At 66.0% G+C, this 15,122-nt stretch carries 13 protein-coding genes; 8 read left to right on the forward strand and 5 right to left on the reverse strand.

The window, feature by feature from the left end; genetic code table 11:
• Positions 1-127 precede the first annotated feature (127 nt).
• Complete coding sequence (locus B3D39_RS10500; protein WP_078540184.1) at positions 128-613, reverse strand: hypothetical protein; 486 nt, start codon at positions 611-613, stop codon at positions 128-130.
• Complete coding sequence (locus B3D39_RS10505) at positions 606-1,571, reverse strand: aspartate carbamoyltransferase catalytic subunit (protein WP_274962844.1); 966 nt, start codon at positions 1,569-1,571, stop codon at positions 606-608. Before B3D39_RS10505 ends, B3D39_RS10500 begins: the two co-directional genes overlap by 8 nt.
• Positions 1,572-1,669: 98 nt before the next feature.
• Here B3D39_RS10505 and B3D39_RS10510 point away from each other — a divergent pair, with 98 nt between their 5' ends.
• The 3 genes from B3D39_RS10510 to B3D39_RS10520 all read left to right on the forward strand — a co-directional run bounded on the left by B3D39_RS10510 (position 1,670) and on the right by B3D39_RS10520 (position 7,487).
• On the forward strand, positions 1,670-2,494 hold the full coding sequence (locus B3D39_RS10510; RefSeq protein ID WP_274962843.1) for a uracil-DNA glycosylase: 825 nt from the start codon (positions 1,670-1,672) through the stop codon (positions 2,492-2,494).
• Positions 2,495-2,656: 162 nt separating this feature from the next.
• Positions 2,657-4,117: an efflux RND transporter periplasmic adaptor subunit gene (locus B3D39_RS10515; protein ID WP_274962842.1), complete on the forward strand. Its 1,461-nt coding sequence runs from the start codon at positions 2,657-2,659 to the stop codon at positions 4,115-4,117.
• 1 nt (position 4,118) lies between these two features.
• A complete protein-coding gene (locus B3D39_RS10520; RefSeq protein WP_274962841.1) occupies positions 4,119-7,487 on the forward strand; it encodes an efflux RND transporter permease subunit in 3,369 nt (1,122 codons plus the stop codon).
• A gap of 25 nt (positions 7,488-7,512) precedes the next feature.
• Here the strand turns inward: B3D39_RS10520 and B3D39_RS10525 are convergent, their stop codons facing one another.
• Positions 7,513-8,370 carry a protein-disulfide reductase DsbD domain-containing protein gene (locus B3D39_RS10525; RefSeq protein ID WP_078540179.1) on the reverse strand — a complete coding sequence of 286 codons (858 nt, stop codon included), beginning with the start codon at positions 8,368-8,370 and terminating at the stop codon, positions 7,513-7,515.
• A 173-nt stretch (positions 8,371-8,543) separates the two neighbouring features.
• Here B3D39_RS10525 and B3D39_RS10530 point away from each other — a divergent pair, with 173 nt between their 5' ends.
• Positions 8,544-9,104 carry a YqgE/AlgH family protein gene (locus B3D39_RS10530; RefSeq protein ID WP_078521749.1) on the forward strand — a complete coding sequence of 187 codons (561 nt, stop codon included), beginning with the start codon at positions 8,544-8,546 and terminating at the stop codon, positions 9,102-9,104.
• A 75-nt stretch (positions 9,105-9,179) separates the two neighbouring features.
• Here B3D39_RS10530 and B3D39_RS10535 read toward each other — a convergent pair whose 3' ends face one another.
• Positions 9,180-10,142, reverse strand: coding sequence for an L-threonylcarbamoyladenylate synthase (locus tag B3D39_RS10535; RefSeq protein WP_274962840.1), 963 nt, complete (start codon positions 10,140-10,142; stop codon positions 9,180-9,182).
• Positions 10,143-10,256: 114 nt separating this feature from the next.
• On the opposite strand from B3D39_RS10535, the gene B3D39_RS10540 reads away from it, so the two are divergent.
• Genes B3D39_RS10540 through B3D39_RS10550 form a run of 3 tightly spaced genes read left to right on the forward strand, consistent with a single transcriptional unit; the run spans position 10,257 to position 13,368 of the window.
• The gene (locus tag B3D39_RS10540) at positions 10,257-11,948 is read left to right on the forward strand and encodes an acyl-CoA dehydrogenase (RefSeq protein WP_286789671.1); all 1,692 of its coding nucleotides are present in this window, start codon (positions 10,257-10,259) and stop codon (positions 11,946-11,948) included.
• A 23-nt stretch (positions 11,949-11,971) separates the two neighbouring features.
• On the forward strand, positions 11,972-12,997 hold the full coding sequence (locus B3D39_RS10545; RefSeq protein WP_274962823.1) for an MBL fold metallo-hydrolase: 1,026 nt from the start codon (positions 11,972-11,974) through the stop codon (positions 12,995-12,997).
• Complete coding sequence (locus B3D39_RS10550; RefSeq protein WP_078571364.1) at positions 12,994-13,368, forward strand: hypothetical protein; 375 nt, start codon at positions 12,994-12,996, stop codon at positions 13,366-13,368. Before B3D39_RS10545 ends, B3D39_RS10550 begins: the two co-directional genes overlap by 4 nt.
• Before the next feature lie 24 nt (positions 13,369-13,392).
• On the opposite strand, the gene B3D39_RS10555 is transcribed toward B3D39_RS10550, so the two are convergent.
• Positions 13,393-14,805 (reverse strand): transposase, encoded by a 1,413-nt coding sequence (locus B3D39_RS10555; RefSeq protein WP_349678088.1) that lies wholly within the window; start codon positions 14,803-14,805, stop codon positions 13,393-13,395.
• Between B3D39_RS10555 and tnpA the strand changes: the two genes are divergently transcribed.
• Positions 14,707-15,108 carry an IS200/IS605 family transposase gene (gene tnpA / locus B3D39_RS10560; protein WP_078571636.1) on the forward strand — a complete coding sequence of 134 codons (402 nt, stop codon included), beginning with the start codon at positions 14,707-14,709 and terminating at the stop codon, positions 15,106-15,108. The genes B3D39_RS10555 and tnpA overlap by 99 nt on opposite strands.
• Positions 15,109-15,122: the final 14 nt, after the last annotated feature.

Raw genomic sequence — 15,122 nt, forward strand, 5'->3', positions numbered from 1 at the left:
GGGAGCGGACATGTCGCCGATCGCCGCGATCAGGCCTCCGTCGATCACCACGTTGCCGGTGGTTTCGGTCAGCGCCTCGGGGTCGATCAGCTTGGCGTTTTCGAGGAATAGGGTCATGCGTCGTGCCTCACTTCGCCACCAGTTTGCGCGCGGCCTGCGCACTCTCGATCTCACGCACCACGGGCCCCGCATCGGCGAGGTGGCGGATCAGATGCTTGTCGCCCGCCGTCGTCACGACCTGCACATCGCCCATCAGCGAGCGCACGCCGGAGATTTGCAGCAGCATCACCTGCTTGCCCTGCGGCCCGATCAGCCGCTTGTCCGTCAACTGCCAGCGCCGCGCGAAGGCCTCCGAGCGGAAATATAGCCCGCGCGCCGCCATACCGACCACGACGGCGAAGCTCGCGATCACCACCTGATCGGGCTTGCCGAGCCAGAACAGCACCGTCGAGATCAGCACCGCACCGATCACCGCCAGCACCGCGTGATCGGTCCAGTAGCGTTTCTTGTCCGCCGTGAAGACGGCTAGAACCTTTTCACCCTCGTCGAGCGGCAATTCGCTTTCGGGGCCGGGGCGGTAGTTGAGAACTTCGTCGCGCTCGATCTTAGACATAGGTGCCCTCCGTGAGCGCGCGCCCGCGCTCGGCCCGAAGGTTGCGCGCCAAGAGGTCCATCACCGCCATGCGCACCGCCACGCCCATCTCGACCTGTTCCTGAATGACCGAGCGGTTGATGTCGTCGGCGATGGTGCCGTCGATTTCGACGCCACGGTTCATCGGGCCGGGATGCATGACGATCGCGTCTTCCTTGGCGAAGGCGAGCTTCTCGGCATCGAGCCCGTAGCGGTGGAAATATTCGCGCTCGGAGGGGATGAAGCCGCCATCCATCCGCTCTTTCTGAAGCCGCAGCATCATGACGACATCGGCGTCGCGCAGGCCTTCGCGCATGTCGTGATAGACCTCGCAGCCGAATTCTTGCACGCCCGAGGGCATCAGGGTCGGCGGCGCGATCAGGCGCACGCGGTTTTCCATCTTGCCCAGCAGGATCAGGTTGGAGCGCGCGACGCGGCTATGGGCGACATCGCCGCAGATCGCGACCGTCAGGCGTTTGATCCGGCCTTTCTCGCGCCGGATCGTCAGCGCATCCAGAAGCGCCTGCGTAGGGTGCTCATGCTTGCCGTCGCCCGCATTGATCACCGCGCATTCGACCTTCTGCGCGAGAAGATCGACCGCGCCAGACGAGCCATGCCGCACCACCAGCAGATCGGGATGCATCGCGTTCAGCGTCAGTGCGGTGTCGATCAGGGTCTCGCCCTTCTTCACCGACGAGGTCTGCATCGACATGTTCATGACGTCCGCCCCGAGCCGCTTGCCCGCAAGCTCGAAACTGGATTGGGTCCGCGTCGAATTCTCGAAGAACATGTTGATCGCGGTCATCCCGGCCAACGCGTCGGTCTTTTTCACCGTGCGACGGTTGAGATCCACATATTGTTCGGCGAGGTCGAGAACGGTGAGGATATCCTCGGGGCTCAGATGTTCGATCCCCAGCAGGTGCCTTGGGCGAAAAGCCATTGCGCGATGCTCCGGTTAGACTTCGATGCTTATGGCAAACGGGGGGGCGGGCGTCCAGCCGCTTTACCGTCGCAGCACCCATGAGGTAGGGTCGCGCAATGGAGACTCAGCCGACCCCGGAACTCGACTATCACGCCGCTCTGGCTGCCCTCGAATGGCAGCTGGAAATGGGCGTCGATACGGTCATCGGCGATACGCCTGTCGATTGCTACGAGTTGCCCGACAAAGCGGCGCAGGCCAAGGCGAAGGCGCCCGAAGCCGCGCCGGTGGCTGACAGGGAATTGCCGCCCGTCGCGCAGATGGCGAAGATCGAGGGCCCCGATCCGGTCGTCGTCGCACGCGATGCGGCGGGCAAGGCCGATACGCTCGAAGCGCTGCGGGCGGCCATCGACTCCTATGAGATGTGCGATCTGAAGCTCGGGGCGCGCAACACGGTCTTCGCCGATGGCAAGCCCGCCGCGCGGGTGATGATTATCGGGGAGGCACCGGGACGCGAGGAGGACCAGAAGGGCCTGCCTTTCGTGGGCCGCGCGGGGCATCTGCTCGACAAGATGTTCGCGGCGATCGGCCTGTCGCGGCAATCGCCCGATGCCGAAGCCGCGCTCTATATCACCAATGTCCTGCCTTGGCGTCCGCCGGGCAACCGCGATCCCTCGCCTACCGAGATCGCGCAGATGCTGCCCTTCCTCGCCCGCCATGTCGATCTGGCCGATCCCGACCTGATCGTTTTGATGGGCAATGCCGCCTGTGCGGCGGCGCTGGGCAAGCGCGGCATCTTGCGGTTGCGGGGCACCTGGGCCGAAGCCTTCGGGCGGCCCACGCTGCCGATGACGCACCCGGCCTATCTGCTGCGCAATCCGGCCGCCAAGCGCGAAGCCTGGGCCGATCTTCTGCAAATCCGCGCCCGTCTCGACCAGGCGTAAACCGCGCCAAACGGTCGCGCTTTCGTGAAAAAGTGACGGACGCGGCGCCGTGACGCGTAGAGATAACCATTCCCTGCACCTATTTCGGCAAGGTAACATGGAAATCGCGCGACCGTGGGCAATTGCGAGCGCCCGCAGCACTGACGACAGATCGGAGACGCCATGCGCTTTCTCACCCGCTCCCTGATGGGGCTGTTTCTTCTGGCGCTGACCGTCGGCCTGCTGGCGATGGGCGGCTTCTCGATCTTTCAGGCGATGCAGGCCCGCAATGCCGAGAGCGGGCGTGCGCCCACCGCACGCGAACGGGTTTTTGCGGCCAATGTGATCCCGGTCACCTTCAATACGATGTCGCCGGTTCTGACCGCCTATGGCGAGGTGCGCTCGACCCGCGAGCTGGAGCTGCGCGCTTCGGCGGCGGGTACGATTGTCGAGCTTGCCTCCGATTTCGAGGATGGCGCGGAGGTTGAGAAGGGCGAGCTTCTGGTCAAGCTGGACCCGGCAGAAGCGCAGGCGGCGCGCGACAGCGCCGCGGCGACCGTGGCCGAGGCAGAGGCCGCGCTTGCGCAGGCGGAACGCGCTTTGGCCATATCGAAGGACGATGTGACAGCGGCGCAGCGGCAGGCGGACCTGCGGCTCAAGGCGCTCGACCGGCAGCGCTCGCTCTCGGAGCGGGGCGTCGGCTCGGCGGCCAATCTGGAGACCTCGGAACTGGCGGCCTCGGCGGCCGATCAGGCGGTGCTGAACCGCCGCTCGGCCTTGTCGACCGCGCAGGCGCAGCTCGATACCGCGCGCACCTCGCTGACCCGCGCCAAGATCAGCCTCACCGAAGCCGATCGCAAACTGGCCGATACCGAAATTCGCGCCGAATTCCCGGGGCGGCTGGCCGAGGTTAACGCGGTCGCGGGCGGGCTGGTGTCGAATAACGAGATGCTGGGCAAGCTGATCGACCCCAACGCGCTGGAAATCGCCTTCCGCGTCTCCACCGCGCAATTTGCGCGCCTGATCGACGATCGGGGCGCGCTGCGCGATCTGCCCGTGGGCGTGGAGCTGGTCGCGGGCGAGGAGACGCTGACGGCCAAGGCCGAGCTGTCGCGCGTCTCGGCGGCGGTCGATGACGGGGTGACGGGGCGCCTGCTGTTTGCGCGCGTCACCGACGGCTTGGGCAATCTGCGTCCGGGCGATTTCGTGACCGTCCACCTGAAAGAGCCCGCGCTCGAGAATGTCGCGGAGATCCCCGCCGCAGCCGTCGATGCGGATAGCACGGTTCTGGTGCTCGGTCCGGAAGACCGTCTGGAAAGCGCCGATGTCACCGTGCTGCGCCGTCAGGGCGACGCTGTCATCATCCGCGCCACATTCGCGCCCGGCACCGAGATCGTGGCCGAGCGCACGCCGCTTCTAGGCCGCGGGATCAAGCTGCGCCCGATGCGCCCCGGCCAGCCGCAGGCGGCCACCGAGCCCGAGACGATCAAGCTCGAGCCCGAGCGCCGTGCCAAGCTGGTCAGTTTCGTAGAGACGAACACCGCGATGCCCGACACTGCCAAGAAACGCTTCCTTGCCGAGCTGAAGCAAGACGAGGTGCCCGTCGCCACCGTCGAGAAGCTCGAATCCCGGATCGGAGGCTGAGATGGCGTCTGGCCTCGATCCCAGAGAACTGCCGCCCGGCCGCGGGCTGATCGGCCTCTTCACCCGCCACGCGACGCTGGCAAATATCGTGCTGGTCGTGATGATCTGCGCGGGGCTCGTCGCCCTACCGCGGATGCGTGCGCAGTTCTTCCCGGACTCGGTCGAGGAATCTATCACCGTCTCGGTGCAATGGGACGGGGCAGGCGCGGAGGAGGTCGACCGGGCGATCGTTCAGGTGCTCGAGCCCTCGCTGATCTCGGTCGAAGGGGTGGAGGCTTCGGACAGCCGCGCCTCAGAAGGCTCGGCGCGTATCAGCCTCGATTTCGAACCCGACTGGGACATGTCCCGCGCGGTCAATGATGTCGAGAACGCGCTGGCCTCGGCAGGCGATCTGCCCGAAGGCGCGGAGGAACCCGAAGTGGCGCGCGGCGTCTGGCGCGACACGGTGACCGATCTGGTGATCACCGGGCCGCTCTCGCCCGAGCAGCTGGGCCGGTTGGGCGACGAGGCCGTCGTGCGGCTCTATCAGCAGGGCGTCACGCGCACCTCGCTTGCCGGGATCGCCGCGCCGGAGACGGTCGTCGAAGTGCCGACCGTCTCGATGATGGCGCATGACGTGACGCTGACCCAGATCATCGATGTGATCTCGGCCGAGGCGAATACCGATCCGGCAGGCGAAGTGGCGGGCGGCGCCACGCGCGTGCGCACGGGCGAAGAGCGCAGGTCCGCCCCCGAGATCGAGAACCTCGTGATCCGCACCGAACCGGACGGCTCGCAGCTGACCGTGGGCGATGTCGCCAATATCCGCGTCGAAGGCGGCGACCGGAACCGGGCCTATTTCGTCGGTGACAACGCAGCGGTGGTGATCAATGTCGCGCGCTCGGCGGCGGGCGATGCGATTGCGATCCAGCACAAGGTCGAAGGCGTGATCGACCAGATGCAGCCGACCCTGCCTGCGGGCACCACGATGGATCTGGTGCGCACCCGGTCCGACGCCATCACGCAGCGCCTCGACCTGCTGGTGGGTAACGGGGTGCTGGGGCTGAGCCTCGTGCTGGTGCTGCTGTTTTTGTTCCTCAATGCGCGCACGGCCTTCTGGGTGGCGATGGGGATCCCGACCTCGATGGCTGCGGCTCTGGCGGTGATGTATTTCACCGGCATGACGCTGAACATGATCTCGATCTTCGCGCTCATTCTGACGCTGGGGATCGTGGTCGATGATGCGATCGTGGTGGGCGAGCATGCCGATTTCCGCGCGCGCCATCTGGGAGAGCATCCCGTGCTCGCCGCCGAGAACGGCGCGCGGCGCATGGCCGCGCCGGTCTTCGCCTCGACCCTGACGACCGTGATCGCCTTCGCAGGGCTGACCGTGATCGGCGGGCGCATGGGCAATATGATCGTCGACATTCCCTATACGGTGATCGCGGTGCTCGCCGCCTCGCTGATCGAGTGTTTCGTGATCCTGCCCAACCATATGAGCCACGCGCTGCGTCACACCTCCGAGGGCAAGTGGTACGACTGGCCCTCGCGGCAGGTGAACCGCGGGCTCGACTGGTTCCGCCGCGTGGTGATGAAGCCGTTGACCCGGCTGATCGTCATCGGGCGCTACCCGGTGATCGCGGCGGCGATCGCGCTGCTGCTATGGCAGGTCAGCTTCGTGATGTCGGGCAAGGTGCAGTGGCGCTTCTTCAATCCGCCCGAGCAATCGACGGTGAACGGCGCCTTCTCGATGGTCGAGGGCGCGACCCGCGCCGATACCGAAGAGATGATGCGCACGATGCAGGCGACCGTGACCAAGGTCGCCAAGGAATTCGAGGACGAATACGGCGTGAACCCCGTCGAATACGCGATCGGGCAGATCGGCGGCGCATCTGGTCGGGGGCTGGCCTCTGCCGATACCAAGGATGCCGATCTTCTCGGCTCGCTTTCGATCGAGGTGATCGACCCCGATTACCGGCCCTATTCCAGCTTCGATTTCGTCTCGCGGCTGCAGGCCGAAACCCCGCGCCTGCCGCTGGTCGAAGAGATCAGCTTCCGCCGCTTCCGCTCCGGCGGCGCCGGGGACGGGATCGCGGTGCAGTTCTCGGGCAACGAGACGCGCATCCTGAAAGACGCCGCCGAAGACCTGAAGACGCAGCTTGCGCAATTCCCCGAAGTCTCGGCGGTGGAAGACAACCTCGCCTATGACAAGCAGGAGCTGATCCTCGATCTCACCCCGCAGGGCGAAGCGTTGGGCTTCGACATCGCGACGCTTGGCCGCGAATTGCGCGCGCGTCTGAACGGCACCGAGGCTGCGAGCTTCCCCGATGGGGTGCGCTCGGCCACGATCCGTGTGGAGCTGCCCGAGGAAGAGCTGGCCGCCGATTTCATCGACCGGATGCAGCTGCGCGCGCCCGGTGGCGAATGGGTGCCGCTGGCCGATATCGTCTCGGTGCGCAGCCAGACGGGCTTCTCGACGATCCGGCGCGAGGATGGCGTGCGACAGGTCTCGGTCACGGGCGATGTTTCCGAGGACGATCCCGCGCGGGCCAACGAGATTCTGGCGCGCATCTCCGACGAGATCCTACCGCGGATCTCCGAAGAACGCGGCGTGGCCTATACGCTCACCGGGCAGGCCGAGCAGGAACGCGACTTCATGAACGACGCGATGATCGGTCTGATCATGTGCCTGATCGGCATCTACATCGTGCTGGCGTGGATCTTCGCGAGCTGGACGCGGCCGATCGTCGTGATGTCGGTGATCCCCTTCGGAGCGGTCGGCGCGATCTGGGGCCACTATGTCTGGAACCTGCCGATGTCGATGTTCGCCGTGGTCGGCGGGATCGGGATGATCGGGATCATCATCAACGACGCAATCGTGCTGATCTCCACGGTGGATGAATATGCCGAGAAGCGCGGGATCGTGCCCGCCATCGTCGATGCAGTTTCGGATCGCCTGCGCCCGGTGCTGCTGACGACGCTGACGACGGTTCTGGGTCTTGCGCCGCTTCTATATGAGCAATCCAGCTCGGCCCTGTTCCTGAAATCCACCGTCATCACGCTGGTCTACGGCCTGGGCTTCGGGATGATCATCGTGCTGCTGGTCGTGCCCGCGGTGCTTGCGGTGCAGCTCGATTTCGGGCGGCAGGTGCAGGCGGTGCGTCACGGCGTGCGGGTCGTGCGGCTGCGCGCTGTGCTGGCCGGCGTCGCGGCGCTGATGGTCGTGGGCTTCGCGCTCACGCTGGGCCGTGCGATGTGGGAGGGTCAGGCGCTGATGCCCGCCTTCGGAGGCTTCGCGCTGATCGCGGGGATGGTGGCGATGGGGGCAGGGCTGATCGCGCCACGGCTGCTGCGCGGCCATATCCGCCACCGACCGCCGCCGGAAGTCTGACGATCCCAACCTCCGAGAGAGCTGATTATTCGGTGCAGCCCATGATCTCGACCGCGCCGCGATCCGAGAGCACGGTGATGCGCAGATCGCTGGGGTCGAGGTCGAAGGGCTTCGCGTCCGGCGGCACGAAGTCGGCGCTGGTCACGAGGGTATCGCCTTCGCGGTGACTGTCGGCCTCGGACACCCAGACCGGGCGCGAGGCGAGTTCCAGAAGCGCGTTTTCCGTGCCGATCGCGGGCGGCAAATCGACCCGCGCCGTCAGTCGGACTCCATCCTTCATCGGCTCCGTCTCGCAGCGCGTCTGCGGGTCGATCTTGCGCGGCTCGCGGGCGAGCGCCGCCTGAATTTTCGCATCGGGCGTGCCGTCTCCGGTGACCTCGGTCTGCAGATGCAGGCTGACCGGCACGCAGATATTGTCGCAGATCCCGATCATCACATCGGCTTTCAACTGCACCGGCTTGCCCGGATCCTTCGGCGTCACCGAGATCGGCAGCACGACGCCGTCGTGATAGCCGACGGTGCGCATGCCGGAGGACAGGAAGACTTCCGGCGCGGGCCAGTGGACCACGGCCGAGGCGAGGTTGCTTGATCCAGTGAACTGAATCTGCGGCGGGATGCCCGCATCGCCCGGCGAGCGCCAATAGGTTTTCCAGCCGGGCGCGAGCGCAATCTCCAGCGCCGCCATGCGGGTGCCGTTGGCGCCTTTTCCGCCTGCGCGCAGCTGCGCCTGCTCCAACCCCGGGGGCGTCGGCAGTGCGGGCATCGACGCGTCTTGCGGCGTGACCTGCTCTTGCGCTGCGATCTGCGCGACGGCTTCCTGGGCCGCCACGCCGAGCGGGCAGCAGCCAAGCAGGATCCCCATGACTGGTAACAAACGTGTCATATGTTTTACCTAGTCGCTTCCCTGCACGTTCAGAAGTCACAAACGCGACAGCAGCGTGCAACATTTTGTCCCGGCGCGCCGCAATGCGAAACAATTCCTGCGTCTGGCTTGAATAGACGCGCCGCTCGCGCCACCTTGAAAAGAGATGGGATGCAACTGCGAAGGGGAGCGAGATGGACCTGACAGGCAAGTTTCTGATCGCGATGCCCGGTATGGGCGATCCGCGATTCGAGCATTCGGTGATTGCCGTCTGCGCCCATTCCGATGAGGGTGCGATGGGTCTGATCATCAACAAGCCATTGCCGACGCCCGCCTTCTCGGACCTTCTCGAAAGCCTCGATATCGAACGGCCCGGTGCGGATATCCGCTTCGATCAGCCGATCCTCTTCGGCGGTCCGGTCGAGACCGGGCGCGGCTTCGTGCTGCATTCGCCCGACTGGACGACCGGCGAGGGGCAGATGGAAGTCACCGACCGGCTGCGGATGACCGGCACGCGCGACATTCTCGAAGATATCGCGATGGGGCGCGGCCCGAACCAGGCGCTGATGGCGCTGGGCTATGCGGGCTGGGGGCCGGGTCAGCTGGAGGAGGAAATCCTCGACAATGGCTGGCTCACCGCCGACAGCGACGCCGATCTCGCGCTCGATGCCGAGCATGAGACCAAATGGGTGCGCGCACTCGAAGGCATGGGGATCGACCCGCGAACGCTTTCTGCTGCGGCGGGTCATGCCTGAGGGCTGAACGGAGAGGGGGCTCTGCCCCCGCGCTGATGCGCCCCCCGGGATATTTAAGCCAACACGAAGAGGCGATCAGTCGCGCGGGGCTGCCGCGCGGCGCAGGCGGTCGTTGATCGCACGCCCGAGGCCGGTTTCCGGGATCGGGGCGAAGGCGAGCGTGGCGAGGCCGCGCGTCCGGGCGAGCGCATCGCCCTTGCGCAGCATCGCGAAGAGGTTCGCCGCCGCCTCGGTCAGATCGCCCGAGGGCGAGAGGTTCAGATCGGCGGTTGGGCAATCGCCACCAAAGCCGATCCAGACCGCATCCGGGCGCGGGGCGGTCACATCCAGCAGCACGGCGGCGCCCGGCGCATAATGCGATTTGAGTTGCCCCGGCGCGTTGGGCTTGGCTGCGTCGCCGCCCGTTGGTAGCGGCTGGCCGATCAGCGCCTCGATCTCTTCCGCCGCGACCCCGCCGGGGCGCAGCAGCGCGGGCGGATCGAGTGCGAGGATGGTGGATTCCACCCCGACCTCGCAGGGGCCGCCATCGATCACCGCCGCGATCTTGCCGTTCAGCCCGTCCATCACATGCTTTGCTGTGGTCGGGCTGATCTTGCCTGATGGGTTGGCCGAGGGCGCGGCCAGCGGCCCGCCGAATTCGCTCAGTAGCGCGCGGGCGACAGGATGTGCAGGCAGGCGGATCGCGACCGTGTCATGCCCGGCGGTCACCAGATCGGAGAGCCCCGCATCGGGGCGCAGCGGCAGGACCAGCGTCAGCGGCCCCGGCCAGTAGCGCGCGGCGATCTCTCGTGCGGCGTCGGAGATCACGGCGATTTCTTCCGCGGCTTCCATCGACGGCAGATGCACGATCAGCGGATTGAACTTCGGACGCCCCTTCGCCGCGAAGATCGCCGCCACGGCGCGGTCGTTGCGCGCATCCCCTGCAAGCCCGTAGACCGTCTCGGTCGGCATCGCGACCAGTTCGCCCGCGCGCAGCAGGGCGGCTGCCTGCGCATAGCCCTCGGCATCGGCGGAAAGGAGTTTCGTGTCTTGGCTCATGCAGTCGTGACGCAGCGTTGGAGTTGAAGGGGGCTGCCCTTGCGGTAGGGTATCGGCAACCCGACAGGACATAGACGCGCGCGCGGCAATTGCCAAGCTGCCCGGAGGAGACCCATGACTTACCGTTCCCCCGTCACCGATATTCGCTTCATTCTCGACCACGTCGTGCCGCTCGCACCGGTCGCCGCTACCGAGATGTTCGCCGAGGCGACCCCCGATATGGTCGAGGCGATCCTCACTGAAGGCGGCAAACTGTGCGACGAGGTGATCGCGCCGACCAATCGCGACGGCGATCTGACGCCCGCCAAACTTGAGAACGGCGTGGTGCGCTCGCCCGCCGGCTTCAAGGAGGCCTTCGCGGCGCTGGCCGAGGGCGGCTGGATCGGCATCGCGGCGGACCCGGAACATGGCGGGATGGGGCTGCCGCAGGCGCTCAATGTCGGTTTCAACGATATGCTCTCGGGCGCGAACCTTTCGCTGCAGCTCAACCCGCTGCTGACGCAGGGCCAGATCGAGGCGCTGGAGCACCACGCCTCCGACGAGATCAAGGCGCTGTATCTGCCCAAGCTGATCTCGGGCGAATGGTCGGGCACGATGAACCTGACCGAGCCGGGGGCGGGCTCGGATGTCGGCGCGCTGAAGACGAAGGCGGTGCCGAACGATGATGGCACCTATGCGATTTCGGGGCAGAAGATTTTCATCACCTGGGGCGACAATGACTGCGTCGAGAACACCTGCCATCTGGTGTTGGCGCGTCTTCCCGATGCGGCCCCCGGCACGAAGGGTATCAGCCTTTTCATGGTGCCGAAGCTGATCCCGGATGCCGACGGCAAACCGGGCGTCGCCAACTCGCTCAAAGTGGTCTCGCTGGAGCACAAGCTGGGCATCCACGGCTCGCCCACCTGCGTGATGAGCTATGAGGGTGCGACCGGCTGGCTCGTCGGCGAAGAGAACAAGGGCATGGCCGCGATGTTCACGATGATGAACAACGCGCGTCTGAACGTGGGTGCGCAAGGCATCGGCGTGGCCGAGGCCGCCTATCAGCAGGCGCTGGCCTATGCGAAGGACCGGGTGCAGTTTGCGCCGATCGTGGAGCATGCCGATGTGCGCCGGATGCTGGCGGGCATGAAGGCCGAGATTTTCGCGGCACGCTCGATCGCGCTGGCCTGTGGCGTCGCGATCGACATGGGGCGTGCGACGGGTGATGCGAATTGGCAGGCTCGCGCGGCGCTGCTGACGCCGATCGCGAAGGCTTACGGCACCGATATGGGCATCCGCGTGGCGTCGACCGGCGTGCAGGTCCATGGCGGCATGGGCTTCATCGAAGAGACCGGTGCAGCGCAATATCTGCGCGATGTGCGGATCACCACGATCTACGAGGGGACCAACGGCATTCAGGCGATGGACCTCGTGGGCCGCAAGATGATGGACGAGGGCAAGGCCGCCTTCCGTCTGCTGCAGGAGATCGAGGACGAGGCGCAGGGCGCGCGGGGCGATTTCCCGGTGCTGGCCGAAGACGTCTGGCAGGCCGCCGAGGAACTGCGCGAGCATACCGAGTGGATGGTCAGCCAAGGCATGCAGGACCGCTTCGCGGGGGCCGTGCCCTATCTCGACGCCTTCGCGCGGGTTCTGGGCGGCTATTACCACCTGCGCGCCGCGATGGCCGAGGGCCGCGATTCCGCGCGTGGTCACTTGGCTGCCGTCTATATCCGCCGCCTGATGCCCGCCTATGCGGCCTCGTTGGCCGAGGCGAAGGAAGGGGCGGAAGGGCTTTACGCGCTGAGCGTCGAAGATCTCGAGGCATGAGGGGCGAGGACGCTCGCGTGTCGATGAATGGCATCCGCTATCCTTGGGCGGAACCGCCCGAGCCGGGCGGGGCAATCGAGGTTGCGCCCGGGGTGATGTGGATCCGTCTGCCGCTGCCGATGGCGCTCGATCACGTCAATTGCTTCGCGCTCGATGAGGGCGATGGCTGGGCGCTGGTCGATCCCGGGATCGACACGCGCAAATGTCGGACGGCGCTGCAGGCGGCGCTCGATGGGCCGCTGGGTGGCAAGCCGGTCACGAAGGTCTTGGTGACGCATTACCACCCCGATCACATCGGGCTGGCGGGCTGGCTGCAGGAGCAGGGCGCCGAGCTGATCACGACCCGCACCTCGTGGCTGTTTGCGCGGATGCTGCAGCTCGACCCGCAGGAGCGGCCGGTGGCCGAGACGCTTGATTACTACCGGCGCGCCGGGATGGACACGGCGCTTCTTGAGAAACGCGCCAACGAACGCCCCTTCAATTTCGCCGATTGTGTCCATGCGCTGCCGCTTGGCTTCACCCGGATCGTGGAGGGCGACGAGATCGCCCTCGGCGGGCGGCGCTGGGCGGTGAAGATGGGCGACGGGCACGCGCCCGAACATGCGACGCTGTGGAGCTTGGACGACGATCTGGTGCTGGGCGGCGATCAGCTGCTGCCGTCGATCTCGGCCAATCTCGGCGTTTATGCGACCGAACCCGAGGCCGATCCGCTGGCCGACTGGCTGACCTCCTGCGCGCGCTTTACCGAGATCGCGGAGGATCGCCACCTCGTGCTGCCCGGCCACAAGCTGCCCTTCACCGGGCTGCCGCTGCGGCTGCGCCAGATGATCGAGAACCACGAGGGCGCGCTGAAACGACTGTGCAAGCATCTCGACACCCCGCGCACCGCCTGCGAGTGCTTCCCGCCGCTGTTCAAACGCCAGATCGACGAGAGCACCCACGGGCTCGCGATGGTCGAAGCGATGGCGCATCTCAACCATCTTTGGCACAAAGGGGAGGTGAGCCGCACCTTGCGAGAGGACGGCGCCTGGCTTTGGAGCCTGAAATGACAGAGATACGCACCACCGCCGAAGCCCATGAGGAAGCCGCCCTTCCGAATGCGAAGGTGGTGCATACTTCGGAGAACGCGCCCAAGACCGCCGAGGTCAAACCGCTTCCGCCGGAGCTGGCCCGCGGACGGCCCGAGGACAAGAGCCCGGCGCAATGGGCCTATGAGCGGGTTTTGCTCTATATCCAGAACTTCGAAGAGCAGCTGCAGGAAGACGAGGAGGTCGTGCTTGGTCTCACCGGCGGCGAGGCGGGGGTGTTGCAGATCGAGGGGATCGGCTTTTTCGACCCCGACATCCTGACCTTCTACGGCACCGACGAATACGGCGCGCGCACGCAGCTCATCCAGCATTTAACATCTTCCCCTCCCTGAAGGGCGGGGATTTCCACTTCGGCCCTATGCGGCATCGAACCGCTCCGGGCCGAGATGAGTTGACGCTTCATGGGCGGCTGATGCCTGAGCCTCCACGTCCAGCAACGGAGCGTTCCCCCGTCGATCCTCGTCCCGGGCGAGGGCCCGGGCCAGGATATTCTTCGCCGCGTTGATATCGGCATTGGTTTGCGCGCCGCAGGCGGTGCATGCGAAGAGAGCTTGGCTCTCGCGGCTCCTCGCATCCACATGGCCGCATACGGCGCAGGTCTGGCTGGTGTAAGCGGCCGGGACCTTGATCAGGATCCCTCCCGTTTCCTCGAGCTTGTAGCCGAGCATGCGCTCCAGCGCATGCCAGCCGACGTTCAGAATCTCCCGGTTCAGCCCGGCTTTTTGCGCCACGTTACGCCCCGGCGCCTCCGCCGTGCCGCGCGCTGAACGGGTCATGGCGCCGATCTTGAGATCCTCGATCGCCACCAGCCCATGACCCCGCGCCAATCGGCGCGACAGCACATGGGCCAGGTGGGCCCGGGCCCGGGCGTCCCGCGCCCGCAGGGTGGCCAGGCGGCGGCGCGCCCGCGCATAGCGGGCCGATCCCCGCTTGCGGCGCGACAGCGTCTTCTGGGCGCGGCGGATCGCGGCCCGGCGCCGCTTCACCGTCTTCGGAAGATGGACCATCTCCCCGGTCGAAAGCGCGTAGGGCACGGCCACGCCGCGATCGATGCCCACGGCGGCGGCCGGAACCAGCCGCTCTTCGATCTCGCAGCGGGTTGCGATCGAGATCTCCCAGCCGCCGTCGGGGCGGCGCCGGAGCGTCGCGTTGCGGATCTCGACCGTGCCATCGGCCCGGGCGCGCAGCGGACGGGTGTCGCGATAGCGGATCCAGCCGATCTTCGGGATGCGGACCTCTGACCATTTTGCGTTCAATTTTCGCAGCGCGATCTCGCGGCCAACATGGCGGAAACTGTCCGCCGCGCCCCGCTTGCGCGGGCGCGGATATCCGGCCCGCCCCTCGAAAAAATTCGCATAGGCTCGATCGAGATCGATCAGGGCCTGGTTCTGCGCAGTCTGGCTGATGGCACGGATCCAGTCGAAGTCGCTACGAAGCTCTGAAAGCTCGCGCGAAAGACCTTTCGCACCGAAATTCCTTGGATCGCCGCCGGCAAAAGGCCGACCGCCCCATGTTCGCCGCTGCTCTAGCGCCAGATTGTAGACTAGGCGCGTGACGCCAGCCGTCTGCGCGAGCAGGACTTCCTGCTCCGGCGTCGGCTTGAGCCGGTAGACATGGCCACGGATCGTCTGCATAGTCAAATTATAACATTTGGTCTTAGGGTTCTCAATATGGAATATAGATCGGGAAGACAAGTTGTTAGCTACCTTCATGTCCACTTGGTCTTTGTAACCAAGTCCCGGCGTGGTCTTCTTGACGCTGATGCTCATCAGCGTCTTAAAGGTGCCTTCGAGAAAGTCGCCGCAGGCTTCGGCGCCACTGTGGTTGAATGCGATGGCGAGGACGATCACATGCATCTGTTGCTGGAGTATCCAGCAACAGTGCCGGTTGCGAAGCTTGTCAACTCATTGAAAGGGGTCGGGTCGCGGCTATTGCTGCGCGACCGTGAAGATTTGCGGCGCCGCAGCCCGAAGGGGCTTTGGTCGCCGAGTTACTTTGCCGCCAGCTGCGGCGGGCCGCCCCTCGATGTCATCCGCGACTATGTGCGGAAACAGAGAACGCCGACGGCATAAAACTGCCTTATCCC

The organism is Thioclava sp. UBA3469 (assembly GCF_002378135.1).
Taxonomy (GTDB): domain Bacteria; phylum Pseudomonadota; class Alphaproteobacteria; order Rhodobacterales; family Rhodobacteraceae; genus Thioclava; species Thioclava sediminum.